Below are 26,444 nucleotides of genomic sequence, written 5' to 3' on the forward strand. Positions count from 1 at the left end.
TGACGATATGAATAATTTGCGCCCAGTAGGGATTATTGGTACAGGGAAATATGTGCCTGAGAAAATTTTGACAAATAGCGATCTGGAGAAAATGGTCGATACCAATGACGAGTGGATCGTCAGTCGTACAGGAATCAAAGAGCGTCACATCGCTGCACCCGATCAGGCAACTTCTGATCTGGCATATGAAGCGGCTATTAAAGCCCTTGAATCTGCAGGCATGACAGGCAGTGATCTTGATCTGATTATTGTTGCAACCATTACTCCGGATTCTTCGTTCCCATCGACAGCCTGCATCTTGCAGGACAAATTGGGTGCAAAAGGTGCCGCGGCATTTGATCTGTCGGCTGCTTGTTCCGGATTTGTATACGGTTTGGCTAGTGCTACGAGCTTCATCCAAAGCGGTATGTACAACAATGCACTTGTGATTGGTGCGGACTGCTTGTCTCGTATTACGGATTATACAGACCGTAACACTTGTGTCCTCTTTGGTGATGGAGCAGGGGCGGTAGTCGTTGGTGAAGTTCCGGAAGGTCGCGGATTCAAAGCGTTCGATCTCGGTGCCGAAGGTGCTGGCGGTAGTCTTCTTCAGATGGAAGGCGGCGGTTCCCGTCTGCCTGCTACTGCAGAGACCGTTGAAAATAAAAAGCATTACATCAACATGAACGGTCGTGAAGTGTTTAAGTTTGCGGTACGTGTCATGGGGACGGCTACCATTGAGGTATTACGCAAGGCTGGTATGGAGCGTACGGATGTGGATCTGTTTGTTCCTCACCAAGCGAATATTCGGATTATTCAATCTGCGATGCAACGACTTGAACTTCCTGAAGAAAAGGTTGTAGTCAACGTGGATAAGTATGCAAACACATCGGCTGCTTCCATACCGCTTGCTCTGGTAGAAGCAGCGGAGGAAGGTCGCATGAAAGCCGGAGATACCGTTCTGATGGTTGGATTCGGTGGCGGTTTGACATGGGGTGCATCGGTACTCGTTTGGTAAAATAGACATCTGGGAGATGAATGAGATGGGTAAAATAGCATTTGTATTTCCCGGACAGGGATCACAGGCTGTAGGCATGGCCAAGGACGCGTATGAGTCCGTGCCAGCGGCAACCGAAATTTTTCGCACAGCAGATGAAACATTGGGTTTCTCGCTGAGCAACCTTGTATTTGAAGGACCGGAGACCGAGTTGAAACAGACATCAAATACACAACCGGCTCTGTTGACAGCAAGTATTGCCTTGCTGGAAGCTTTCAAAGAAAAAGGAATTCAGCCTGACTATACGGCTGGACACAGTCTGGGAGAATACAGTGCACTGGTGGCAGCGGGCGTTCTTTCGTTTGCAGACGCAGTGAGCACTGTGCGGGCACGTGGTCAGTATATGGAACAGGCAGTACCGGGTGGACAAGGAGCGATGGCTGCTGTGTTGGGTGCGGATCGGGAAGCGCTGGGGGTGCTTTGCCGTGACGTATCTGAAAGTGGTCATGCGGTTGAACTTGCCAACATTAATTGTCCGGGACAAATCGTCATTTCTGGTGTGAAGGAAGGCGTAGCTGCTGTCGCGGAACGAGTGAAAGAAGCAGGCGGTAAACGCGCCATTGCATTGGAAGTAAGTGGTCCGTTCCACTCTTCATTGATGGAGGGTGCAGCTGAGAAGCTGGCAGAGAAACTGAAAACCGTTACGTTCTCACCGGCAGCGGTCCCTGTAGTCGCTAATGTGACTGCAAGACCTGCAGAGGATGGACAGGTTCAGGATTTGTTGACAGCTCAGGTCTATTCTCCTGTATTATGGGAAGACAGTGTGACATGGCTTATTGAGCAAGGCGTGGATACGTTCATCGAGATTGGATCTGGCAGTGTATTGACCGGTTTGATTAAAAAAACAGATAAAACCGTAAAACTGTACAATGTGAACAGTCTTGAAACGCTCGAAGCAACGGCAATTGCGTTGAAGTGATTAGCAGGGATTAGATTTGGGGAAAGGAGGAATGATTATGTCTAAACCATTAGAAGGTAAAAATGCACTCGTTACCGGGGCATCGCGGGGCATTGGGCGCAGTATTGCACTGGCACTTGCAGAAGCTGGAGCGAACGTAGCCGTGAATTATGCGGGTAGCCAAGCGGCAGCTGAGGAAGTAGCGGAAGCGATTCGTGCCAAAGGAGTCAAGGCGATTACACTTCAAGCCAATGTTGGCCTGATGGATGAAGCTGAACAAATGGTCAAAGCTACACTCGAAGCATGGGGCAACGTTGATATTCTGGTGAACAATGCCGGAATTACCCGTGATAATCTGATCATGCGTATGAAAGAGGAAGAATTCGATCAGGTTATTGAAACCAATCTCAAAGGTGTGTTTAACTGCCTTAAGGCGGTTACACGTCCAATGATGAAACAACGGTCGGGAAGAATTATCAATATCTCCTCGGTTGTAGGTGTGCTCGGTAATGCTGGACAAGCGAACTATGTTGCTGCCAAGGCAGGTGTCATTGGCCTGACAAAGGCATCTGCTCGTGAACTGGCTTCTCGTGGAATCACAGTTAACTGTGTTGCACCAGGTTTCATTGAGACAGATATGACAAAAGAGTTGTCCCAGGAGCTGGTGGACGGTATGCTAAGTGGTATTCCGTTGTCCCGTTTGGGTCAGCCGGATGAAATTGCCGGTGTAGTCACTTTCCTGGCTTCACAGGCTTCATCTTACATGACAGGGCAGACGCTGCATGTCGATGGTGGCATGTACATGTAATTCTTCCCGGACTTGAACAATAGTCGGGGAACAGGCGCTGGACGATCCGAAATGCCGGAAAAAGGCCGGGTTCCCCGGCCGGGAGCCGCATATGTCTTCTATGGCATTTTGCCTGCGATTCTCGTATAATACCAAAGAAGGAGGTGAACCGGATGTCCGATGTATTGGAGCGTGTAAAACGCATCGTCGTCGACCGCTTGGGCGCAGACGAAGCTGAAGTTACACTTGAAGCATCTTTCAAAGAAGATTTGGGTGCTGATTCTTTGGATGTAGTGGAATTGGTCATGGAATTGGAAGATGAATTTGATTTGGAAATCTCTGATGAAGATGCAGAAAAAATCACGACCGTAGGTGAAGTTGTAAACTACATACAATCTCATACCTAAAGTCATTTTTAGTCCCGCACATGTTTTCGAACAGGCGGGACTTCTCATCATTCATTGGTTTTTCTCATTCCGCAAGCAGCTCTACTCAAACAGGCCTATCTTTGTTGAGTAGATGTCTGTTTGCGGATATTCCCACAAAATACTTGCGTAATGCAGTCGATATAGAGGTGACTCGGTTTGAAACAAAGAGTAGTAATTACCGGAATGGGCGTAATGACATCGCTCGGAAAAGATTTGGAAACGTTCTGGGGCAGTTTAATGGCAGGAAAGTCCGGAATTTCTCAGATTGAGGCGTTTGATGTTAGTGAATACACGACACAGATTGCAGCCGAGATCAAGGATTTCAACCCGGAAGAATATATGGATCGCAAGGATGCTCGCAAAATGGACCGTTTTGTACAGTTCGCTGTGGCAGCCGGCTTCAAAGCCGTTGAAGACAGTGGTCTGAAAATTAACGAGAATATTGATGCAGAGCGTTTCGGTGTATCCATCGGATCAGGTATTGGTGGATTGGGTACGTGGGAGGACCAACATAATGCATTATTGCAAAAAGGTCCAAAACGGGTAAGCCCATTCTTTATTCCCATGATGATCTCCAACATGGCTTCAGGCCAAATGTCTATTTCCCTTGGTGCCAAAGGTCCTAACATTAACGTTGTTACCGCTTGTGCAACAGGTACACACTCCATCGGAGATTCCTTCAAGCTGATTGCCAATGGTGATGCAGATGCCATGATCTGTGGTGGTGCGGAAGCAACAATCAGACCAACGGGTCTTGCAGGGTTCTGTGCGATGCGCGCAATGTCTACACGTAATGATGATCCTGCGAAGTCAAGCCGTCCTTTTGATACAGAACGTGATGGTTTTGTTATGGGCGAAGGCGCTGGTGTTATGATTCTGGAATCCCTAGAGCATGCTCAAAAACGTGGTGCACGCATTTATGGTGAAGTGATCGGTTACGGTCTGACAGGTGATGCACATCACATGACAGAACCAGATCCGGACGGAGCAGCACGTTGCATGAAGATGGCACTTCGTAATGCGGGCATTGAGCCTGAAGAAGTGGACTACATTAATGCACACGGAACTTCGACGCCTGTAGGCGACAGATCCGAAACGCTTGCGATCAAAAAGGCGTTTGGTGATCATGCGTACAAGCTCGCTGTGAGTTCCACTAAATCCATGACGGGCCACATGCTTGGTGCTGCTGGTGGTGTAGAAGCGGTTATCTGTGGATTGTCACTGACACATCAGACACTGGCTCCAACGATCAATCTGGAAAATCAGGACCCGGAATGTGATCTGGATTATGTACCAAATGTTCCACGTCAAACCAAAGTTAATATTGCCATGTCCAATTCATTTGGATTCGGCGGTCACAATGCCACCATTATTCTCAAAAAATTTGAAGCATAAGGGGCTAGTTCGTTTGAGTGAAGATCTGAAGCAGTTACAACATAAACTTCAAATCAAATTTGACAACAGGCAGCTTTTAAAACAAGCGTTTACCCATGCTTCTTATGTAAACGAACACCGGTTCAGTCAGCATCAGGACAATGAGCGTCTGGAGTTTCTGGGCGATGCCGTGCTGGAACTGACTGTATCGGAGTACTTGTATCATTTGTATCCTAACCGTCCGGAAGGTGAATTAACTAAGCTGCGGGCATCCATTGTCTGTGAGCCTTCCCTCGTCAAATTTGCTGAAGCGTTGGGTTTTGGGCAGTATGTACTTCTTGGTAAAGGTGAGGAACTAACTGGAGGACGGACACGGCCGGCTCTGCTGGCAGATGTGTTTGAATCTTTCATTGGTGCATTGTATCTGGATCAGGGGCTTGCGCCTGTTCGGACATTTCTTGATCAGCATGTCTTCCCATTAATCGTATTGGGCAGCAAGCTGCAAATGAGTGATTACAAAACGGAACTGCAGGAACTTACTCAGCATCACAATATGGGAGCTTTGGAATACCGTATCGTTGAGGAACGGGGACCTGCCCATGAACGTGAGTTTGTCTCGGAGGTCCATATGGGTCAAGAAAGGCTTGGCAGAGGTACAGGACGTTCCAAAAAGGAAGCGGAACAACAGGCTGCATCTGCAGCACTTGATCGACTGAAGCTTCCGGAAGCCGGAGCTTAACCGATAGCGCATAGACAAACGAAGAGCAAAGAGCAGCCCGCGGGTCCGCCCCGGCGGAAGTAATCGGCCGGACTGCTTTTTGCTCTTTTTTTTGTAAAGAGGTTCAGGGGGAGTTAGCCTGATCGTTAACTAAATAAGTGAACTTTATTTTGGTTCAATTTATTTAGGCGCTGGAATGCATTACTTGAAATTTGCAAGAGGAGGTGACGAGAAACCCTATGTTTTTAAAACGGATTGAATTGGGTGGATTCAAGTCATTCGCCGACAAAACGGAGATGGAGTTCGTTCGTGGCATTACGGCTGTTGTAGGTCCGAACGGAAGTGGAAAGAGTAATATATCGGACGGAATCCGCTGGGTTCTGGGGGAACAAAGTGCCAAGTCGCTGCGTGGTGGCAAGATGGAAGATATCATCTTTGCAGGTAGTGACGCACGGAAAGCCGTTAATTTCGGTGAGGTGTCGCTAACACTTGATAACGAGGATCACGCACTTGCTTTGGATTTCGGTGAGGTGACGGTGACTCGTCGTGTACATCGCAGCGGAGATAGTGAATATTTTATCAACAAGCAATCTTGTCGTTTGAAGGATATCACGGAGTTGTTTATGGATACCGGCATCGGTAAGGAAGCCTACTCGATTATTGGACAGGGGCGAATCGAAGAGATTCTGAGTACCCGTTCAGAGGATCGCAGAGGTATCTTTGAAGAAGCTTCAGGTATCGTTAAATATAAATCCCGCAAGCGGGATGCGACGCGCAAACTGGATGAGACAGAGCAAAATTTGCTGCGTATTCATGATCTGGTGACTGAACTGGAAGATCAGATTGGACCGCTAAAGGAACAATCGGAGAAAGCGATCCACTATAAGGAACTTCGTTCTCAGCTCAAATCGCAGGAAATTTCCATGTATGTGTACCAGATCGAACAGATTCATGCGTCCTGGAGTAAGGCGAACGAGCGCCTGCAATCGCTAAAACAGGAAGAGGTTGGACTGGCGGCGATTGTCTCTACGCATGATGCCAAGCTGGAAAATGATCGGAATGCGCTGCGTATCCTGGAAACAGAGACAGAGCAACTGCAAGCCGCTTTGTTGCAATTCAGTGAAGCGACAGAGAAAAGTGAAGGGCTTGGAGAATTGCTCAAGGAGCGCTCCCACCATCTGCAAACAAATCAGGAGCAGCTCAAAGTAACGCTTGCCGCCAGTGAAGAGAGACATCGCGAACGGGAAACCGAGCTGCTTGCACTGCGTGAGAAGTTTGGCAAACTTGAGCATGAACTGAATGATGTGAGAAATCAGTTGTCCCAGGAAGAAGCCAAACTCATCGGTGTTACAGGTGGCATTAGTCAACAGCAAGAGGAAAGCCTCAAAGGAAATTTGCTGGAACTGATGAATCAGATGGCTCAGACACGAAATGAAATTCGTTATGTGGATCAGCAGAAAGAAACGCTGGAGCGCAGAATGAATCGCGCGGCTGAGGAATCGGGCAAATGGGAAGATCAAAAAGAGACACTGGAAAGTCGCAAAGCGGACATTGAGAAAAAAGTTGTTCGTTTGGGCAAAGAAATCAGTGATCTGCGTGGTGGATATATTACGGAAAGTGAACGACTCCAGTCGCTGCAGAAGCTGCTCGAAGAAAGTCGGGGTACGGTCCGTAAATGGGAACAGAAGCGTGAAGCTCAAGTTTCCCGCCGCGATACGATGAAAGAGATGCAGGATGATTTTGACGGATTCATGCTGGGTGTCAAGGAGGTCCTCAAGGCTTCACGTAAAGGTACGCTGAGCGGTGTTCATGGAGCTGTGGCTGAACTTGTCAAAGTTCCCGAGAAGATCGAACTTGCGGTAGAAACAGCAATGGGAGCATCCTTGCAGCACGTGGTCATGGAAAATGAATCAGTTTCCAGACAGGCAATTGCTTTTCTGAAGCAACGCCAGTTGGGGCGTGCAACGTTCCTGCCTTTGGATGTCATTCGTCCTCGTGCCATTGGAGCGGCTGAACGTTCCATGATCGAAGGTATGGAGGGTTTTGTGGGGATCGGTGCTGATCTTGTACAATTCGAATCCAAATATGCTTCAATCATTGGCAGCTTGCTCGGTAATGTTATTATTGCCGAAACGTTGGAAGTCGCTAATAAAATTGCGGCTCGCTGTCAGTATCGTTTCCGGGTTGTGACGCTTGAAGGTGACGTGGTCAATGCGGGTGGTTCCATGACAGGTGGTAGCCAGCATAAGAAAAATGTGAGTCTGCTCAGCCGGAAACGGCAGCTGGACCAACTCGACCAGGATATTTTGGATACGGAAAATCAAATCGTGAAACTGCATCGCAGTGTGGATGATGTAAAAGTTCAACTGGAGCAGTGTCAGGACAAACTGGATGAACTTCGTCAGTCCGGTGATGATACCCGAAATGCAGAACAGCAGGCTTCGATGGAAATGAAACAGGTAGAGCATGAACTTCGCCATGTGCTTGAACAGGTTGCCGTTGCCGGGCAGGAGAAGAGCGGATTTACCGAAGAGATCAAAGAGCTGGATACGGCTCGCATCGTCGCTGTGAAGAAGCTGGAGCAGCTTGAAGAGGAAGAAAAAGTGACTCATCGTGCCATTCATGCAGCTGAGTTTGCTCGGAAAGCCAATGAATCGGCGAAGGAAGAATTGCAGAGCCAACTCACCGAATTGAAAGTGCGCGAAGGCAAGCTTGATCAGGAGCGATTCTCCAATGGGGAACAATTGCGACGTTTGGAGCGGGAAGTGGAGTCGCTGGTGAAAGATCTTCGTCAGAATCGCACGTTGCTGGCTTCGATGGAAGCAGATCTCAAGAAAACACAGACCGAGAGTGTTAAGCAGATTGAAGATCTGAACCAGTACAAACTGAAAAAAGCGGAAGCTTCCCAGGAGCTGGACTTCAAACGTGCTGCCCGAAGTGAGTTGTCGAAAAAGCTTGAGCTTGCAGAGAGCGAAACGAAGGAACAGCGCACGCAGTTAAAAGCTGTGGAAGAGCAGATGCGACAGACGGAAATTTCCGTGAACCGGCTGGATGTTGAACTGGAAAATATACTGCGAAAGCTGACGGATGAATACGAACTGGGCTATGAACTGGCCAAAGAGCGTTATCCTGTGCCGGAAGACGTGGAGCATACACAGGCAGAGGTACAGAAGCTGAAGCGCAGTATATCCGCCCTGGGTGATGTGAACCTGGGAGCGATTGAGGAGTTCCAGCGAGTCAATGAGCGATACGAGTTCCTGAGTGAACAGAAGAATGACCTGGTGGAAGCTAAAACAACGTTGTATCAGGTTATTCGGGAAATGGAAGACGAGATGGCGAAGCGATTCAAGATTACGTTTGATGCCATCCGCCGTGAGTTCGGTACCGTGTTTAGCAAGCTGTTTGGCGGGGGACGTGCTGACCTTGTTCTGATGGACCCGGAGCGCTTGCTTGAAACGGGAATAGATATCGTGGCTCAGCCACCAGGCAAGAAACTGCAAAACCTGCAACTGTTATCCGGTGGGGAGCGGGCTTTGACGGCGATGGCTTTATTATTTGCTATTCTGCATGTCAAACCTGTACCATTCTGCGTGCTGGATGAAGTAGAGGCAGCATTGGACGAAGCTAACGTGGTACGTTTTGCCCAGTACTTGCGTGAATTCTCCGAACAGACACAGTTTATCGTTGTTACCCATCGTAAAGGTACGATGGAAGAGGCAGATGTGCTGTACGGTGTTACAATGGAAGAGGGCGGAGTATCCAAGCTCGTTTCGGTTAAACTGGAAGATGAGGAAGCAGTAATTGCCTGATCTGGTCCAAACCTGCGAGAAAAACGAACTCATTGTAATCATTGAAAATCATTCAGATTGAGCATTTTTGCAAAACCGCTTAGATTATGTACACGATGGAGGGGCTTTATGAGTTTTTTTAAAAAGCTTAGAGACAGCATTGCAAGCAAAACGGAGTCGGTCACCAAACAGTTCAAGGATGGATTGGAAAAGACACGTAAAGGGTTAGTGGAAAAAGTGTCGGATCTCGTAATCCGCCGCAAAAAAATCGATGAAGAGTTCTATGAAGAACTGGAAGAGATTTTGATCGGAGCGGACGTTGGTGTGAATACAGTCATGAATCTGATCGAAGACCTGCGCGTTGAGGTGAAAAAACGCAAAATTGAGGATGCGGCTGAGCTGCAGCCTGTATTGTCCGAGAAACTGACGGGTCTTCTTCGCGGTGAACAGAATAACGAATTGAAAATGAACCCGGATGGCATTACCGTCATTTTGTTCGTTGGTGTTAACGGTGTTGGTAAAACAACAACGATTGGCAAGCTGGCACATCGATTTAAACAGCAAGGTAAAAAAGTCATCATGGCAGCTGGAGATACGTTCCGTGCCGGAGCCATAGAACAGCTGGAAGTATGGGGGCAACGTGCCGGTGTCGATGTGATCAAACAGCAATCTGGTTCTGATCCAGCAGCGGTTATGTATGATGCGGTACAAGCAGCGAAACAACGGGGTGCGGATGTTCTGCTCTGTGATACAGCAGGTCGTCTGCAAAACAAATCGAACCTGATGGACGAGCTTAACAAGATCTATCGTGTCATTCAGCGTGAAATTCCGGATGCTCCGCATGAAGTACTGATGGTACTGGATGCAACAACAGGTCAAAATGCTTTAAACCAAGCCAAACTTTTCGGTGAGAAAAGCGGCGTAACTGGCCTCGTACTGACGAAACTGGATGGAACAGCCAAAGGGGGGATCGTTGTTGCGATCCGTCAGGAGCTGGACTTGCCTGTGAAGCTCGTAGGACTGGGTGAGAAAATTGATGATCTGCAGCCGTTTGACTCGGAGCAATTTGTGCATGCTTTGTTCGCCGGATTAATCCAGGAACAGCCAGCGGAAAGTGCTGAAGAAGAGGAAGCTAATTCCTAGAATCATTAATAATAGAATGAATTAATAATGTTAACCGTATTGCCAGTGATATACGTGATAAGTGTCACGTGTAATGTCACTGGCAATACGTGTATAATGGAGGAATAAAGCAGGCAATGTTAAAGGGTTAGAAAGGACGGTTGAAAATGGCCAATACGTATACCTATTCTCGCCGTGAAGAAGTCGCCAATGCGGTGACACATGGAATCGGCGCTGCACTCAGTGTAGCTGCACTGGTGATATTGATTGTATTTTCAAGTATGAAAGGCACGGCTTGGCATGTGGTCAGTTTCACGATCTACGGGATCACCATGCTGCTGCTCTATACAAGCTCTACACTCGTGCATGCATGGAAAGATGGAAAAGTGAAAGATTTATTTGAGATTTTCGACCATTCTTCCATTTATTTGTTTATTGCGGGATCGTACACTCCGCTTTTGTTTATTGCTGTTCGCGGTACACTTGGATGGACCCTGTTTGGTATAATCTGGGGAATCGCATTATTCGGCGTGATCTTTAAGGCATTTTTTACGAAAAAGTTTCTATTCATGTCCACGATTTTCTATATTGCGATGGGCTGGCTGATCGTTATTGCCTGGCAACCTCTTATGGCTGCCATTCCTACAGGCGGCATTGTGTTGCTGGTTGCTGGAGGCCTGATGTATACACTGGGTACGCTCTTTTATGTATGGCGTGGATTTCCGTACCACCATGCGATTTGGCATCTCTTTGTGTTAGCAGGCAGTATTCTTCATTTCTTTATGGTACTGCTGTACCTGACACCACTTCGTTAGAACACCATAAACGGATGCATCTCCACGGACTGAGACGCATTCGTTTTTTCTTCTACATAGAGGTGGGTCGCAGGGACACAGATAGAATTTGCTTGTAGTGAAAAAGGGTATAAACCACCCGTTAAACATCGAAATAACGTATCATCAGAGCTGTTTTTATTGTGACAAGTATTTTTGCTTGACAACCTGATTTGTTTTAGGTATTATTAGGAACGTTGCAAGAGTGTAAAGTGTTTTTCCTTGACGAAGGGAGTGCCCCGATGTGAGTCAAGAAAATCGGCTTGAGAAGACAAACCGGATTAACTTGCTGTTTGCTTTTTATGAATTGTTACTTACCGAGAAACAGCAGACTTTTCTAAAGTATTACTTTCATGACGATTTCTCACTTGGTGAAATTGCAGCCGAGTTTGAGATCAGCCGCCAGGCGGTATACGAGCATATCAAGCGTGCCGAACAAGTGCTGGAAAATTACGAAAGCAAGCTGGGCTTGCTAGAAAAGCATGAACGGCGTAATCGCAATCTTGAAGATTTGCAAAATGCATTGGAACGCGCAGGCGTCTCCATTGATAACAACAAACAAATACACGATATCGTTGCTCAGCTTAGTGAATGATAATTGGCTGAGCGGAACGTATCGGTCTTGAAAACAGTATTAAAGCTTAAGGAGGTGGGATCATGGCATTTGAAGGATTAACGACCCGATTACAGAATGTGTTCAGCAAGCTGCGCGGCAAAGGCAAGGTGTCTGATGAAGATGTAGCCGAGGCTATGCGCGAGGTACGTCTGGCATTGCTCGAAGCGGATGTAAACTTCAAAGTGGTCAAGGAATTCATCGCCAAGGTGAAAGAGAAGGCTGTTGGCAAAGAAGTGATGGAGAGCTTCACGCCAGGAATGGTCATCATCGACATCGTTAACAAGGAACTAACGGATTTGATGGGTGGAAGCCAAGCGAAACTGGCTAAAGCAAACAAACCGCCTACGGTGCTGATGATGGTTGGTTTGCAGGGTGCTGGTAAAACAACCACATCGGGTAAACTGGCTAAAATGCTGCAAAAGCAAAACAGCAGACCATTGCTTGTTGCAGGAGATATTTATCGTCCGGCAGCGATCAAACAGTTGCAAGTACTTGGCGAGCAGATCAAAGCGCCGGTATTCACACTGGGAGATCAGACAAGCCCTGTTGAGATCGCACGTCAAGGTCTACAACATGCCAAAGATAACGGTAATGACTATGTTATTATCGATACAGCTGGACGTCTGCATGTTGATGAAGAACTGATGGAAGAACTTCGCCAGATTCACAGCGTAGTGAATCCGGATGAAGTACTGCTTGTTGTAGACAGCATGACAGGTCAGGATGCGGTTAACGTAGCAGAACACTTTAACCAGCAGCTTAATCTGACCGGGGTTGTCCTGACAAAGCTGGATGGAGATACTCGTGGTGGTGCTGCGCTTTCCGTCAAAGCAGTTACGGGTTGTCCAATCAAGTTTGCTTCCCTTGGAGAGAAACTTGACGCTTTGGAGCCGTTCCACCCGGAACGTATGGCTTCACGGATCCTCGGTATGGGTGATATGTTATCTCTGATTGAGAAAGCACAATTAAACATTGATACCGATAAAGCCAAGGAAATGGAACGGAAGATGCGTAATGCAGAATTCACGTTTGAAGATTTCCTGGAGCAGATGGATCAAGTGAAAAAGCTGGGACCAATCGACCAGATCATGGATATGATTCCCGGCATGGGCAAGATGAAACAAGCCAAGGATCTGAAGGTTGATGATAAACAGATGGGCCGGATCGAAGCGATCGTTTACTCAATGACGACCGAAGAGAAACGTAACCCGGACATGATCAACCATAGCCGCCGGAAGCGTATTGCTACCGGAAGCGGAACATCTCTGGCTGAAGTAAATCGTCTGATCAAGCAATTTGATGAGATGCGCCGCATGATGAAACAGTTCTCGGATATGATGGGACCTAAAGGCGGCGGTAAAAATAAAGCTATGAAGCAGCTTAAAGGTATGGGTAAAGGAATGAAGTTTCCTTTCCGTTGATTTAAGCGAAGCTGGATCATATACAGATTTCATTGAAGGAGGTGAATTTTCAAATGGCAGTTCGTATTCGTCTGAAACGTATGGGTGCTCACAAAGCTCCTTTCTACCGCGTAGTGGTATCGGATTCCCGTTCCCCACGTGACGGTCGTTTTATCGAGGAGATCGGTTACTACAACCCGGTTGAACAACCGGCTGTTGTTAAGATCGATGAAGATAAAGCATTGGCATGGCTTCAAAACGGTGCACAAGCATCTGACACTGTCCGCAACTTGCTTAGCAAAGCGGGCGTGATGAAGAAGTTCCACGAGTCTAAATTATCTAAATAAAGTGCTGATTCGGAGGGTCATCTATGGAAGAATTAGTAAGCATAATTGCTAAGGCTTTAGTCGATCATCCGGAAGATGTGACGGTTCGGACGGTTGAGAAAGACCGGCTTGTCGTTTATGAGTTAACCGTTCATCCTGACGATGTCGGGAAGGTAATTGGTAAACAGGGACGAATCGCGAAATCACTTCGTACGGTCGTCACATCAGCAGCAGTTAAGATGGATAAACGGGTTACCGTTGATATCATATCTTAAAGATATACGAAAGGGGGTTAGGATGCATGTCCTAGCCCCTTTTCGTGCATGCTGAACTTAATATGTTGAATTAGATATTGAATTAAAATATTTTGGGTATGAGTGACTTCGGAGCAGTGCAGGGGACGGGATCGATTCTGGAGAAGCGTTAGCGTTCGCCTTTATCACCTCATTTTCACCTTTTAAATTAAGTTCGAAAAATGAGGGGGTAACAGCGATCGAAAGAACGAACCGTCGCCGGAACGACCGTACGAGAGTCGAAGTAGCTGTTTAGTTTGATTTAATTTCGTAGGAGGAACGTATGGCAGAGTTTATGAATGTAGGTAAAATCGTTAATACGCATGGAATTCGCGGTGAGGTGAGAATCATGCCTATAACCGATTTCCCAGAAGTGCGTTTCGCGAAAAATGCAGAGTTGTTTTTCTTTACACCAGATAATCATCCAGTCATTGTTAACGTGGAATCTGCACGTTTGCATAAAAATATGTATATTCTTCGTCTGAAAGAGTATGGCAATATTAATGAAGTAGAGAAGTTTAAAGGCGGTATGGCCAAAGTGTTAAAAGAGAACCTCGCTGAGCTGGAGGAAGGTGAATACTACTTCCATCAAATCGTTGGGTGTTCGGTTATCACCGAAGAGGGTGAAACGCTTGGAACTATCTCTGAAATTTTGACTCCGGGTGCCAATGATGTATGGGTTGTCAAAACGCCAGCAGGTAAAGAAGTGCTGATTCCCGTTATTGATGATGTAGTACTTGATGTGGACATCGAACAGCAGCAAGTGAAGATTCACCTGATGGAAGGGCTGCTGTAACATGAAAGTGGATGTATTAACACTCTTCCCGGAGATGTTTGATGGCGTATTCGGAGCAAGCATTCTGGGTAAAGCCCAAACGAAGGGGCTGGTGTCCCTCGGTGCAACCAACTTCCGTAATTATGCCACAAATAAACATAATACGGTCGATGATGCTCCTTACGGTGGGGGTGGAGGCATGGTGCTAAAACCAGATCCGATCTTTGCTGCTGTTGAAGATGTACTGGAGCAACGCGGAGAAGCCGCGGCAACCATGAAAGCTCCACGTATCATTTTAATGTGTCCGCAAGGTGAGACGTTTACACAGAAAAAAGCAGAAGAACTTGTACAGGAAGATCATTTGATTTTTATATGTGGACATTATGAAGGTTACGATGAGCGCATTCGCGAATTTCTCGTGACGGATGAACTATCCATTGGTGATTACGTACTCACGGGTGGGGAGTTACCTGCTATGGTTGCGATCGACAGCATCGTACGTCTTATACCCGGTGTGCTTGGCAATGAGACAAGTGCTGTGACGGATTCATTCAGTACTGGACTCCTCGAATATCCACACTACACACGTCCACCCGAGTTTAGGGGCATGAAAGTACCGGATATGCTGTTGTCGGGACATCATCTGAACATTGAGGCATGGCGCAGAGAACAGTCGTTGCTTCGTACGCTGGAGCGCAGACCGGAGATGTTGGAAACGGCTGATTTGACGGATAAAGAACGTATTTGGTTGAAAAAGATACGCTCAAACCGTAAACATAGCACAGAATAAGTATATGTATCGTATAAACACGTAAATATATCTTTTTATAGAGTTTGAAAAAGCCAACCTTGATACCAAAGGTTGGCTTTTCTTATGTGTTTTGTAAAGAAAGCTGGATATTCATTGGGTAATTTTATAAAATGGAGATATATTTTAAAACTTAGTTTCATTAAGTGAAACAAAGGCGGTGTAAGAATGAATTACAATATTATTGGTCTTGATCATATTCAGCTCGCAGCACCTGAATCTTGTGAAGCGGAGGCACGTCATTTTTTCAATAAAGTACTGGGCTGGACGGAGATTCCCAAACCTGAAATTCTGAGAAAACGGGGTGGTGTATGGTTCGAGTGTGGCAGACACCAAGTGCATATTGGCGTACAAAAAGATTTTATTCCCGCTACAAAAGCTCATCCGGCATTTCATGTACAACATTTGGATCAGTTGCGTGATCATCTCATTCATAACCAAATTCATATTGTCGATGACGAAGCAAGGGCAGATGAAGGTGTAAGACGTTTTTATATAAATGATCCTTTTGGCAATCGTCTTGAGTTTTTAGAGTGGGCTTAAAATCATTCATTTAAATCGTTTAATTACGTAGGCACTTTTTTGCAGCTTTGAACATTTTTGCATGACCACATAATAGGGTTGTAAAAAACAGGGGTTTTCTTTATGGTGAACTCAGCTGGATTTGAATAACAACGATAAGCTGAGGAGGAAGATGATGAGCATTCAGCCTTATGAAATCGCCAGACTAAATATTAGCCAAGCCGGAGAACGCTGCAAAATGCTTTTGGGAGATCTAAACGGGGATGGCAGACTTGAAATGTTGCTGGTACAGGCAGATGGGGGTATAGACGATCGGTATGTCCCGCATCAGGTATGTTGTTTGACTGCATTTGATCTGGAAGGAACATTACTGTGGCAGGTCGGAACTCCTGATCCCGATGCAGGGGGTCCGGGTTCAGACTATCCCGCTCAGGTAGCAGATTGGGATGGAGATGGAAATAATGAAGTATTGTGTGTCATGGACAAACAATTTCTCGTGTTGGATGGCCGGACCGGAGAGATTAAAGAAACACGTGATCTGCCAGGTGATGAAGCACATGACTGCATTATTCTCACCAACCTGACGGGTAACCAGCAGAAAATGGACATTATACTGAAAGACCGCTATAAGACGTTATGGGCACTCGACCATGATTTTAATTTGTTATGGAAGCATGAAGGGAATCCGGGACATTTTCCATGGGTATATGACATCGATGGAGATGGGAAAGATGAAGTGATGGCCGGATATGACATGCTGGATCATGATGGGACGTTGTTATGGTCTTGTCATAATCTCGATGATCATGCTGACTGTATATGGTTTGGCGACGTTGATGGTGATGGGGAAGTCGAGATTGTTATCGGTGGCAGTGTTACGGTCATGATGGACCGCTATGGTAATGAGAAGTGGCGTTATGAAGATTCGATTGAATCACAGCATATTGCATTAGGCCATTTTTGTACTGGAATGATAGGTTTACAGATTGCAGGTCTGGACCGGATTGTCCGTGGGGATGAGAATGGTAAGGATGGAATGTTCATGTTGGATAGCGCAGGGCAAGAAATATGGAAAGAAAACCGCACGACTCCTGGCTGGTTAACCATTATAGAGCCTGTATGTAACTGGGATGAAGGTGGACTCGATTATATTTTGGCGTATCGCAGAGGTGGAGATGTGTTGCCTTCTTTGGTAGATGGAGATATGAAAACGGTTACTGAATTCCCGAAAGAGGGATATGCGGTACATGCAGACCTGGTTCAGACGGGGAAAGAACAGATCATCATCTATGACGCAGAGGAAGCAGTGATTTATTCCAGCTCTTCGATGACATTATCACTTACCGATGCAAAAAGAGCCAAGCCACAGCTAAAAAGGCTGTATAACTCGACTCTGTATCCGGGCGGTGAAGTTAAAATCTAGGTTTTACTGGTCATTCTCCGATGCAGATGATTCGTTCTGCGGACTGGATTCGGGTTGAAGCAAGGTCGCCAAATCAGTACCTGTCGTTACCGTCAAGCGAGGCAGCTTCATGGGATGATCTCCTGGATGCACAAATCCAGACTTTACGGTAAAAGCCATGCGATATCCATGTTGCTGTAACTTGTAGATCATCTGTGTGCTGGTATAACCAAAAGGATAGGCCAAATAAGGTGTGTCTATTCCGGTTTGCTTCATATGCTGGATATCATCATCCAGAAGACTGGTGTCCAGACCGACAGGAACACTGTTACCACAGCGCATAAATCCCTTGTGATGCAGGTTATAGGTATGGCTATTGAATTCAAATACGTCAGTTGCTGCCTGCATCTCTGGTTTGGAGATGAAACTGTTAATGGCGGGCTCAAATTCCGAAGGTTGATCTTGAATTTTACTGCCTATGACAAACAGCGAGGCATGAAAATTATATTTCTGAAGCACAGGGTAAGCTAATGTATAATTGTTCTGGTATCCATCATCAAAGGTAATCACAACGGACTTCTGTGGCAGGGAAATCTTCCCGCTAACATATTGCTCAAGCTGATCCAGTGTAATCGTTTGGTAGCCTTCATCATGCAGGTATTTCATATTTTGCTCAAAATCCTCCAGATTAATGATGGATTTATTATCTGTCTCTTGATTATTCAATTTGGGCTCTATGTAATGATACATCAGCACAGGAACTTCTGTAGCGGTACCTTGTTCAATTCTAAAGGTAGAACGATCCAGCGCAGATTGGTTAGAGAAGTCAGTGTGTGACAGCTCGAATGCTTTGCGTTTGACTATGTCCCAGGATGTGCAGGCTTTGTGTGACAGTGCATTCGTTGGGTGAGTTACGGCATATGAATATAGTGTAATGGAGCATGTGAGCATGGCGAGTAGGGCAAGTGTGATCTTTTTCCAATATTTCATAAGTCTTGGGATTCTCCTTTTAAAGTGGTCAATAAGTTATATCATAGACGATATTACTACACTGGAAGTTACAGTATTTTTTCCTGTATCAGGTTGACTTGCAGATGAGAGCGTTGATTCACTTTCCATACGGGAGAATGTATTTTAGAATGAAGTTAACATGTGATGGATGAGTTTCAGAGTGGCAGATTGAACAATAGGCATCTGTTTAATTTCTCTTGTGTTTTGATATGCTGCGTGATACAATAAGTCTGTTATGTGGAATACGGCGGTCCTCTATGGATGATGAAGGAGACAAGGTGATCTCTGGAAGAAGTATGAACGCCTGTATGGAAGGAGGGAGTCATAGATGAATATCGTTCAAGCGATTACACAAGAACAACTTCGCAAGGATCTTCCGAGTTTTCGTCCTGGTGACACTTTGAAAGTGCACGTTAAGGTAATCGAGGGAACTCGCGAGCGTATCCAATTGTTCGAAGGTGTTGTGATTAAACGCCGTGGTGGTGGAATCAGTGAGACTTTTACAGTTCGTAAAATTTCTTACGGTGTAGGTGTGGAAAGAGCTTTCCCGCTTCATTCCCCTAAAATCGATAGAATCGAAGTGGCTCGCCGTGGTAAAGTTCGTCGTGCGAAGCTTTATTATCTTCGTGAACTACGCGGTAAAGCAGCGAGAATTAAAGAAATTCGTTAATATAACGGATACCGGGGAGGGCTTGGAGACAAGCCCTTTTCGTTTTTGTCCGGGAAAAGTTGAACCGGAGGTACACTTCCGAGTAAAATGGTATGGCAACACATGCGGGGAATAGTCCGGGAGGCTTGTAAAATCAGTTATTGATAACATTTGAATTGTGGATTAAATGTACTGTAATGCTTGGTGAAAGATTACATAACTGATGTGAATGTTTTGTATCCATCCATTGAGTTATTGGAACGATACAGAATGCTGGATGTGTGTACTGCTATAAACATGTACTGTGAAGAGAGGAAGATCTTGAATGGAACAAGAAGTTCAACATGACCAGGGCAATCCTGCCGAAGAGAAAAACAGTCGATCCAAAAAAGCCAAAAATGAAATTGTTGAATGGCTTAAAGCCATTGTTATCGCATTAGTTCTCGTCATTCTCATTCGGTGGTTGCTCTTCAAACCGTTTGTTGTGGACGGTCCGTCCATGCAGCCGAACTTTGAAACGGGTGAACGTGTGATCGTCAACGAAATCTTATATGATATCAGAGAACCGAAGCGCGGTGAAGTTATCGTCTTCCACGTACCATCCGAAGGTCGAGATTTCATTAAACGTGTTATTGCTGTAGAAGGTGATACCGTTGAGGTTCAAGACGATACCGTGATGGTTAACGGTAAAAAGGTTGATGAAACGTATATTCAAGGAGCCATTGATGCAGCTGAAGCAAATGGTGGAACCTATAACGTGAAGGATTTCCCGAATGAACAGTTCCCTGATGGCAAAGTGCCGGCAGGTCATGTGTTTGTCATGGGAGATAACCGTCCAAATAGTACAGACAGCCGTATGATCGGTTATGTTTCGTTAAAAGATATTATTGGTCGTGCAGATGTGATTTTCTGGCCGATCGGTGAGATTAAGTGGATCAACCACTGAAATTGAAGTAAATAATGAGGTGAAGACAAGTTGACGATACAATGGTTTCCAGGTCATATGACTCGAGCCAGACGCCAGATTCAGGATAAGTTAAAGCTCATCGACGTGGTCATCGAACTATTGGATGCCCGTCTGCCTGTCTCCAGCCGTAATCCAATGATTGACGAAATATTGCTGGATAAACCCCGGATGATTTTGTTGAACAAATCGGATTTGGCAGATGCAAAAGTGACGCAAGAATGGATTGAATATTTCAAAAAAGAAGGAATTACCGCTTTTCCTGTAGATGCTTCGACGGGAACCAATGTTAAAGATATTCCCGTGCAGGCCAAGCTTCTTCTTAAAGAAAAAATTGACCGTCAAATTGCCAAAGGGATTAATCCTCGTGCGGTTCGCGGGTTGATCGTAGGGATTCCCAATGTAGGTAAATCAACACTGATTAACCGACTGGCTGGACGGAGTATTGCGTTAACAGGAGATCGTCCTGGTGTGACGAAGGGGCAACAGTGGATCAAGGTAGGCAAAGAAATGGAGTTATTGGATACTCCAGGTATTCTTTGGCCTAAGTTCGAAGATCAAAATGTAGGTTATCGTCTTGCCGTAACTGGTGCGATCAAAGAGGAAATTTTGAATGCAGAGGATATCGCCTTTTTTGGAATCAGTTACCTGATGCGTTATTACTGGGACGCTTTGGAAGAGAGATACGGACTTCAGGATTTCTCCAAGGATGCAGATGATTCAGATAGTGTTATTGCAATTATGGAACAAGTCGGCCGTATACGTGGTTGCATTGTAAGCGGTGGACGCATTGATCTGGAAAAGGCATCACGAGCATTTCTGCGTGAACTGCGAGCGGGTAAAATGGGACGTTTCTCTATGGAAGCTCCTTATTAAAAAATGGACTCTACACGATGAAGATCATTATCTTCATTTGTTCATTTCATATATACAAGTGCCGAAAGAAGCGGCCGTTACCGGATTACCGGGAGCGGTCGTTTTTTGTGTATACAAACGCGGAAGTAGAGCTGGAACATACGTCGAAAACGATAAAATGGAAGAGGATTGAAGAACAGTACGCTTTATGGAATTGGCCGAACTATATATCAGGTGCATCTAAATCGTGCTATGATAAATGGTGGTGCAATTTAAATTAGACGAGGTCTGATATATTCAATTTAAACCATCAAATACCGATAAATGAAGACATCACTATCTTTATATTATAAATCTCAAGGATAAGTTTTACTGAGAGAGACAGGTTGTACAGAACAAAAGACAGAGGATCTACGTCTATTATAAAAAGTTGTAAGTGATACGTATGCTGAAAAAGCGTGGGTAGAGGAGATGAGCGTTATGGTTGAAAATAATGAAGAGATCGGGTTGAATCTACTGGATACTCCGATTGGACCAAAGAAGAAAAAAGAAGTCAGTGAACCTCGAGATCTGTTGCTCTATGAGCGGGAGTATTGGGACAGTGGATTTGAACGTATTGCTGGTATTGATGAGGTGGGACGGGGCTGTTTGTTTGGGGATGTTGTGGCAGCGGCAGTTATTTTACCGAAGGATCTCATCCTGGAAGGTGTGAATGACTCCAAGAAATTAACGGAGAAAAAACGTGATGCATTATATGACGTCATTATGGAAAAAGCGCTGGCGGTAGGTATCGGGTACGCGGATGCAGAGACAATTGATAGGCTTAACATCAAGCAGGCTGCGAGACTTGCGATGAAACGAGCTGTTGAAGCATTGGGAGAAACTCCTGATTATATGCTGGTGGATGCCGAGAAGGTGGATGTGAATGTACCTCAACTGTCCATCATTAAAGGTGACGCCAATAGTCAATCGATCGCAGCGGCATCTATTATTGCCAAGGTAACGCGAGATCGACTATGTAAGGAAGAATGGGATACATTATATCCGGAATATGGTTTGTCGATACATAAAGGATATGCAACAAAAGTTCATCGGGAGCAAATTATGGCATTGGGGGCAACCCCGATGCATCGACGCAGTTTTCTGGGCAACCTGCTTGGAGAGCAGCAATCGTTGTTTTAACACAGGTTTGAAGAAAGGAGGGGGAGAGATTTGAATATCGGTTCCATGATAAAGGGGTTAATGGGAGACAGTAAGCCCGGCAATGCCAAACCGCTTGAATTAAAGGAAGGTCAGGTGGTTCGTGGCTCCGTCGTTAGTGTATCCGATGATGGGGGAGAAGCAGTTCTGCAGATTCAAGGTGTGCAAGTGCGCGCCAAGTTGGAGACTCCACTCCGTCCGGGTGAGACCACGTTGCTTCAAGTGCAGCCTCCAGGTGAAAATGGCATAACGGTAATGAAACCTATGTCGGGAACACTTGCTGAGCTGCCACAAGCTTCGCTGAACAACCTGCTCAAGGATGTAGGACTGCCGGATACAAAAGGGAACCGGGAACTGTTACTTGCCATGCAGCGTAGCGGAGTGCCGCTCACAAAGGATAATGTGGCTATGGTCCAGAATATGATGACTGCCAAACCTGCACAGGTCCCTGTGGAAGAATGGGTGCAGGCGACAGGGATTGCTTTTCAGCGTGGTCTTCCGGTTACGGCGGAAACAGTAAAAGGATTACACCAGACGGTGTTTGGCCCCCCTCTGCACCAGTTGTTAAGCGGGTTGGCTGATCAGTTGGAAACGATGTTGACACAAACAACAGGTAAACCGGTACTGACTGGAGAACAATCTGCAACGTTGAAGCCATCTGTTATGGCTGGTGTGCCTGTCGTACTAAATGGAGCACAGGCGGAAGAAGGATTGGCTGCATCAGGCAATGGTCGTCAGGTGACTGGAACCGGAACTGGAGCACCAGCTTTGTCGACGCAGCAAGGACAAGCGGCGTTGGCAGGAGGGATCTCCACGACGGATGGTGGGGCAGAGGATGCAGGTACTGTGGTGAAAGGAAATATGCAGACCGGTGGAGGTACAGGAAATGCTGAAGCCGGGGCCAAGGCAGTTGCCAGCAACGTTGAAACGGCTGGCAAAGGAGGCGCAGGTATTCCGTCTGGAACCGGAATACCTGGCGAGAGCCCGCGCGGGGCTGACGCGGGGCAAGCTGGGAGCCGCCCGGGTACAGCGGGGGCGGCAGCAGAATCTGTGGCTGGCCGTGTAATTGCAGGCCAGCCTGAAACAGGCGCGGCCGGTCGGACTGACGGCCGCGCTGAAACGCCTGCTGCTGCGGGGACTCCGTCCGCAGCAGTCCAGGCGGCGCCAGCAGCGCCTACGGCAGCGCAGCTGGCGCCCAAGCTGCTGGCGCTGCTGGACGCCCTGCGCAGCGCGTCCACTGCAGCACAGGCCGCCCCTGCATCGCAGGGCGGCCAGGCGGCTGCGGCTGCCGGAGGCGTGCCGCAGCCGTTGCCAGCCGGCGCTGATGCGCCGCCGGCTGGCGGTAGTGCCGCAGCACCTGCGGGAGCTGCGGCAGTGCACGCGCCTGTCACCCACGAGGGGGACCCGTGGGTGGGGCGCGTGCTGAAGCTGCTCGGTGCGGAGCACGAGCAGCAAGCCGTTCACGGCGCGGCAGTGCAGCCGCGCGTGGGGGATGCGGCGAGTCCGGCAAATGCGGACACGCTGAAGGGCTTGCTGCTGCAGCTTGCCAGCAGCGAAGGTGCACCGGCGGCGCTTAAGGATGCCGCCGGACAGGCCGTGCAATATCTGACAGGTCAGCAGTTATTGCTAACGACAGATCGCAGTGCTACATTTGCACAGATGCACTGGTTTATTCCGATCACTGGACCGGACGGGGAAGAAACGGCGTCTGTTCAGATTCAATCACGTCGTGGATCTCGTGGAGAGCTGGATGCGTCCAACTGCCGTCTATGGTTTGATCTGGACATGAAAAGTCTTGGGCCTACTCTGGTAGATGTCCATGTGGTTAATAACATTGTCAGTCTGCGTGTATTAAATGATCGCGAAGGAATGGGACCGCTTCTGGAGAGCGGACGAGAGGTGATCCATCAGGCATTGGACAAGCTGGGCTATCAACTGTTGACCTTCAAGGCGGAACCGTGGCCTGCGGGCCAGGAGCCGGGCGCGGAACGAAAAACGCGGGCCTCGGACTATAGTCCTGAACGATACAAAGGGGTGGACTTGAAGGTATGAAAGACGAGTCGTCACAACCGGACCTGCTTTCCAAAAAGGCGGTTGCCCTAAAGTATGTCCCTGGAGAGAGTGAAGCACCTGTTGTTGTAGCTAAGGGGCGCGGCAAAGTGGCAGAAGCCATTCTGGATAAAGCCAGAGAAAACGGCGTGGCTGTTCAGGAGGATGCAGCACTTGTGGAGGTACTCTCCAAGTTGGATCTGGATGAACAGATTCCGGCAGAGCTGTATCAACTGGTCGCAGAGGTGCTAACGTACGTCTACCGTGCAGATCGCATGGCCTCAGGACGTGAGGAAAATGAGTCATGGTAGAACGTAGATTGGGTCAGGAGCTAGGATTAAAGCTCACACGACAGCAGAAAGGCCGATTAGGTGAAGAGGCTGCCTGTCAATGGTTGCGAGAGCACGATTATCGGATCATTAGACAGAATTGGCGTTGCCGTAGCGGTGAGATTGACATCATTGCTTCCTGCGAGGGCCTGATTGTCTTTGTGGAAGTAAGAAGCAGGAGTGGAGCCGCTCAGTACGGTACACCTCAGGAATCGGTTGATATGCGTAAAATGCAGCAGGTGCGTTCAACAGCATCCGTGTATTTGCAAATGACGGGAGAGACGGAACTTCAGATCCGTTTTGATGTAATTGCCGTAATGCTTGATCAAGCAGGGAAAACTGTCTCTGTGAATCATATTGTTAATGCTTTTTAAGAATTACACTAGAAGTTATTATTGTATTATTTGATACGAAATGTATCTTTTTAATGTGAGTCGGTCAGTAATTTCGAAGTACAAGTTTAATTATGTCTTATCTTTGCATTCGTTTTAGTTTTAAAATTAGTTAATATACTAAAGCCGTAGTTCCTATTTATACAGGAGCTGCGGCTTTTTTTGATTTAACTATGAAATCAGAAAACAGAGGATAGAGCGTTGATAATAAAATCATTGTATTTCAGAAAATTATAGATACAAAATGTAACATTTGTAATAAAATAAGAAAGTTGAAATTTAAAGAGAGGTTGGTGGGATGTATGAAAGAGTTTCAGAATACTTCGAACAACACAGTAAAACAAGTATGGGAGTGCCCTCGGATGGAAGTGCTGGATATCAGCGAGACCATGAACGGTGGACAGGGGATTTGGCAATATGTTTGGGACGGAGAATTCTGGAAGCTTGAGCTTATGGTCAGTTAATTTAAGAAGTTAAAGAGGAATGTTTGATCAATAAAATAAATGGTGAGGTGTAGTGAGAAGATGCAGACAAGTATCAAATGGATCATTCGACTAAGTACACTATCTTTATGTTTCATTTTGTTTGGAATCATGTATTCCGGAGTTTCTTATGCAGCCGATCCGTCTACACAGGCAAGTGTATCAGGTAAAGTTATTGATCGTCAGGGATTACCTGTCCAGAACGCTACTGTCAAGTATTGGCTTAATTATCGTGGGGATACGTCAGAGAAAAGCGTGAAGACGGATGGGAATGGACGGTATCATATTATAGAGTCCGTTGAAGACAATACGGACATTACTTTTGTAGTTGAAGCAGAGGGTTATGTGACGTACAGACACTATAGCTCCTACGGATTGTCCGGTGGAGAGCAAATACAGCTTGATTTTCATATTTATGAGCCATCCACGATTGTAGGAACAGTCAAAGATCAGGCAGGCAGACCTGTTCCAGATGCTCGTATAAAAGTAACAAGTGTCTTTGATCGTATAGTGAAAACTGATCAGCAAGGTCGATATGCGGTTACAGGAATTGATTACGCCTATAATCCGAACATTGCAATATGGGTAGATGCCGATGATTATATGTTATATGAACAGGATCGCTTGGGTGTCCGGGAGGGAGGAACCTTGAGAATGGATGTTGTTTTGGCAGAGGCGGCACACGTGCGGGGAAAAGTTGTAGATGAGTCGGGCAATCCAGTAAGTGGGGCTAAAGTTAATGCTGGAGGTTCGGCAACAACAGATGCTCAAGGCAACTATTTAATAAAGCGCGTACCAACAGGGGCCAGAACGATAACGGGAGAAGCAGCAGGATATCTAAAAACGAGCCTAAGCGTTACTCTTGTAAAAGGAGATCATAATACGTTTAATATCGTACTTAAGAAGGATGCAGATATTACACCTCCAGTAACCAAGTACAGATTAGTTCCTATTACAGATACTGTGAACGGGAAAATATACATCAAAGGATTTACATTCAGACTTCAGGCAACAGACGAAGTCAAAGGTTCGGGCGTAAAAACAACGCAATATCGAATCAATGGGGGAGAATGGAAAAACTATGAAGGACCCGTCAAGTTTTATGCCCCTGATGTCAAGGTGGTAGAGTACTATAGTACAGATATTGCAGGTAATCAGGAGAAGTACAACAAAATGGATTTTGTTAATGGCACATTTGAAGGGAATGGCACGTTTGAAGGGGCGAGTTATGACGATTGATTACTCGTTGATATGATATGTGAATCAATAACATGAGAATAAAAGACGGTTCTGACTTGATGATTCCTCGTGGTGAATCAACATTCAGAGTCGTCTTTTCTGTTCGTAATGACCTTAACGGTAATGATCTCTGCCGCCCCTTTGAATC

Annotated in this window: 27 protein-coding genes; 26 read left to right on the forward strand and 1 reads right to left on the reverse strand. The window is 46.4% G+C overall.

The features are described 5' to 3' along the window. The first annotated feature begins 7 nt into the window (after positions 1-7). The 17 genes from EL84_RS17140 to EL84_RS17220 all read left to right on the forward strand — a co-directional run bounded on the left by EL84_RS17140 (position 8) and on the right by EL84_RS17220 (position 17,147). Entirely contained in the window at positions 8-997 is a 990-nt protein-coding gene (locus EL84_RS17140; RefSeq protein WP_036610885.1) for a beta-ketoacyl-ACP synthase III, read from the forward strand. A 25-nt stretch (positions 998-1,022) separates the two neighbouring features. Continuing rightward, positions 1,023-1,955 (forward strand): ACP S-malonyltransferase, encoded by a 933-nt coding sequence (gene fabD / locus EL84_RS17145; RefSeq protein ID WP_047842459.1) that lies wholly within the window; start codon positions 1,023-1,025, stop codon positions 1,953-1,955. Between the two features lie 37 nt (positions 1,956-1,992). Next, entirely contained in the window at positions 1,993-2,742 is a 750-nt protein-coding gene (fabG, locus tag EL84_RS17150) for a 3-oxoacyl-[acyl-carrier-protein] reductase (protein ID WP_017689228.1), read from the forward strand. A 152-nt stretch (positions 2,743-2,894) separates the two neighbouring features. Next, positions 2,895-3,128 carry an acyl carrier protein gene (acpP, locus tag EL84_RS17155; protein WP_024630176.1) on the forward strand — a complete coding sequence of 78 codons (234 nt, stop codon included), beginning with the start codon at positions 2,895-2,897 and terminating at the stop codon, positions 3,126-3,128. Between the two features lie 177 nt (positions 3,129-3,305). Then, the gene (fabF, locus tag EL84_RS17160; RefSeq protein ID WP_036609459.1) at positions 3,306-4,544 is read left to right on the forward strand and encodes a beta-ketoacyl-ACP synthase II; all 1,239 of its coding nucleotides are present in this window, start codon (positions 3,306-3,308) and stop codon (positions 4,542-4,544) included. Positions 4,545-4,557: 13 nt separating this feature from the next. Next, positions 4,558-5,262 (forward strand): ribonuclease III, encoded by a 705-nt coding sequence (gene rnc, locus EL84_RS17165; protein ID WP_036670338.1) that lies wholly within the window; start codon positions 4,558-4,560, stop codon positions 5,260-5,262. Between the two features lie 218 nt (positions 5,263-5,480). After that, on the forward strand, positions 5,481-9,050 hold the full coding sequence (gene smc / locus EL84_RS17170; protein ID WP_047842460.1) for a chromosome segregation protein SMC: 3,570 nt from the start codon (positions 5,481-5,483) through the stop codon (positions 9,048-9,050). A 108-nt stretch (positions 9,051-9,158) separates the two neighbouring features. Beyond that, positions 9,159-10,172, forward strand: a complete 1,014-nt coding sequence (gene ftsY / locus EL84_RS17175) for a signal recognition particle-docking protein FtsY (RefSeq protein WP_036609455.1) — start codon at positions 9,159-9,161, stop codon at positions 10,170-10,172. A 146-nt stretch (positions 10,173-10,318) separates the two neighbouring features. Next, a complete protein-coding gene (gene trhA / locus EL84_RS17180) occupies positions 10,319-10,966 on the forward strand; it encodes a PAQR family membrane homeostasis protein TrhA (protein WP_017689222.1) in 648 nt (215 codons plus the stop codon). 262 nt (positions 10,967-11,228) lie between these two features. After that, positions 11,229-11,579: a YlxM family DNA-binding protein gene (ylxM, locus tag EL84_RS17185; protein ID WP_017689221.1), complete on the forward strand. Its 351-nt coding sequence runs from the start codon at positions 11,229-11,231 to the stop codon at positions 11,577-11,579. Between the two features lie 62 nt (positions 11,580-11,641). Further along, positions 11,642-13,021, forward strand: a complete 1,380-nt coding sequence (gene ffh / locus EL84_RS17190; protein WP_017689220.1) for a signal recognition particle protein — start codon at positions 11,642-11,644, stop codon at positions 13,019-13,021. Positions 13,022-13,074: 53 nt separating this feature from the next. Further along, positions 13,075-13,347, forward strand: a complete 273-nt coding sequence (rpsP, locus tag EL84_RS17195) for a 30S ribosomal protein S16 (protein ID WP_017689219.1) — start codon at positions 13,075-13,077, stop codon at positions 13,345-13,347. Between the two features lie 23 nt (positions 13,348-13,370). Further along, positions 13,371-13,601 (forward strand): KH domain-containing protein, encoded by a 231-nt coding sequence (locus EL84_RS17200; RefSeq protein WP_017689218.1) that lies wholly within the window; start codon positions 13,371-13,373, stop codon positions 13,599-13,601. A gap of 301 nt (positions 13,602-13,902) precedes the next feature. Beyond that, the gene (gene rimM, locus EL84_RS17205) at positions 13,903-14,415 is read left to right on the forward strand and encodes a ribosome maturation factor RimM (protein WP_047842461.1); all 513 of its coding nucleotides are present in this window, start codon (positions 13,903-13,905) and stop codon (positions 14,413-14,415) included. 1 nt (position 14,416) lies between these two features. After that, positions 14,417-15,184 (forward strand): tRNA (guanosine(37)-N1)-methyltransferase TrmD, encoded by a 768-nt coding sequence (gene trmD / locus EL84_RS17210; protein WP_036670343.1) that lies wholly within the window; start codon positions 14,417-14,419, stop codon positions 15,182-15,184. 186 nt (positions 15,185-15,370) lie between these two features. Continuing rightward, positions 15,371-15,745: a VOC family protein gene (locus EL84_RS17215; protein WP_047842462.1), complete on the forward strand. Its 375-nt coding sequence runs from the start codon at positions 15,371-15,373 to the stop codon at positions 15,743-15,745. A 154-nt stretch (positions 15,746-15,899) separates the two neighbouring features. After that, a complete protein-coding gene (locus EL84_RS17220) occupies positions 15,900-17,147 on the forward strand; it encodes a hypothetical protein (protein WP_047842463.1) in 1,248 nt (415 codons plus the stop codon). 3 nt (positions 17,148-17,150) lie between these two features. Here the strand turns inward: EL84_RS17220 and EL84_RS17225 are convergent, their stop codons facing one another. Next, on the reverse strand, positions 17,151-18,116 hold the full coding sequence (locus EL84_RS17225; RefSeq protein ID WP_047842464.1) for a polysaccharide deacetylase family protein: 966 nt from the start codon (positions 18,114-18,116) through the stop codon (positions 17,151-17,153). A gap of 349 nt (positions 18,117-18,465) precedes the next feature. On the opposite strand from EL84_RS17225, the gene rplS reads away from it, so the two are divergent. The 9 genes from rplS to EL84_RS17265 all read left to right on the forward strand — a co-directional run bounded on the left by rplS (position 18,466) and on the right by EL84_RS17265 (position 26,296). Beyond that, complete coding sequence (rplS, locus tag EL84_RS17230; protein WP_017689212.1) at positions 18,466-18,807, forward strand: 50S ribosomal protein L19; 342 nt, start codon at positions 18,466-18,468, stop codon at positions 18,805-18,807. A 304-nt stretch (positions 18,808-19,111) separates the two neighbouring features. Further along, positions 19,112-19,732 carry a signal peptidase I gene (gene lepB, locus EL84_RS17235; RefSeq protein WP_047842465.1) on the forward strand — a complete coding sequence of 207 codons (621 nt, stop codon included), beginning with the start codon at positions 19,112-19,114 and terminating at the stop codon, positions 19,730-19,732. A gap of 30 nt (positions 19,733-19,762) precedes the next feature. Continuing rightward, on the forward strand, positions 19,763-20,626 hold the full coding sequence (gene ylqF / locus EL84_RS17240; protein ID WP_047842466.1) for a ribosome biogenesis GTPase YlqF: 864 nt from the start codon (positions 19,763-19,765) through the stop codon (positions 20,624-20,626). A gap of 459 nt (positions 20,627-21,085) precedes the next feature. Next, complete coding sequence (locus tag EL84_RS17245) at positions 21,086-21,787, forward strand: ribonuclease HII (RefSeq protein WP_081745912.1); 702 nt, start codon at positions 21,086-21,088, stop codon at positions 21,785-21,787. Positions 21,788-21,817: 30 nt separating this feature from the next. Next, positions 21,818-23,857 carry a hypothetical protein gene (locus EL84_RS17250; RefSeq protein ID WP_047842467.1) on the forward strand — a complete coding sequence of 680 codons (2,040 nt, stop codon included), beginning with the start codon at positions 21,818-21,820 and terminating at the stop codon, positions 23,855-23,857. Further along, on the forward strand, positions 23,854-24,165 hold the full coding sequence (locus EL84_RS17255) for an EscU/YscU/HrcU family type III secretion system export apparatus switch protein (protein ID WP_036609395.1): 312 nt from the start codon (positions 23,854-23,856) through the stop codon (positions 24,163-24,165). Before EL84_RS17250 ends, EL84_RS17255 begins: the two co-directional genes overlap by 4 nt. Further along, the gene (locus EL84_RS17260) at positions 24,159-24,557 is read left to right on the forward strand and encodes a YraN family protein (RefSeq protein WP_082219050.1); all 399 of its coding nucleotides are present in this window, start codon (positions 24,159-24,161) and stop codon (positions 24,555-24,557) included. Before EL84_RS17255 ends, EL84_RS17260 begins: the two co-directional genes overlap by 7 nt. Before the next feature lie 320 nt (positions 24,558-24,877). Next, positions 24,878-25,039 (forward strand): paeninodin family lasso peptide, encoded by a 162-nt coding sequence (locus EL84_RS31790; RefSeq protein WP_133120486.1) that lies wholly within the window; start codon positions 24,878-24,880, stop codon positions 25,037-25,039. A gap of 60 nt (positions 25,040-25,099) precedes the next feature. Next, complete coding sequence (locus EL84_RS17265; protein ID WP_047842468.1) at positions 25,100-26,296, forward strand: carboxypeptidase-like regulatory domain-containing protein; 1,197 nt, start codon at positions 25,100-25,102, stop codon at positions 26,294-26,296. Positions 26,297-26,444: the final 148 nt, after the last annotated feature.

It is taken from the genome of Paenibacillus sp. VT-400, assembly GCF_001029205.1.
In the GTDB taxonomy this organism is placed as follows: Bacteria; Bacillota; Bacilli; order Paenibacillales; family Paenibacillaceae; genus Paenibacillus; species Paenibacillus amylolyticus.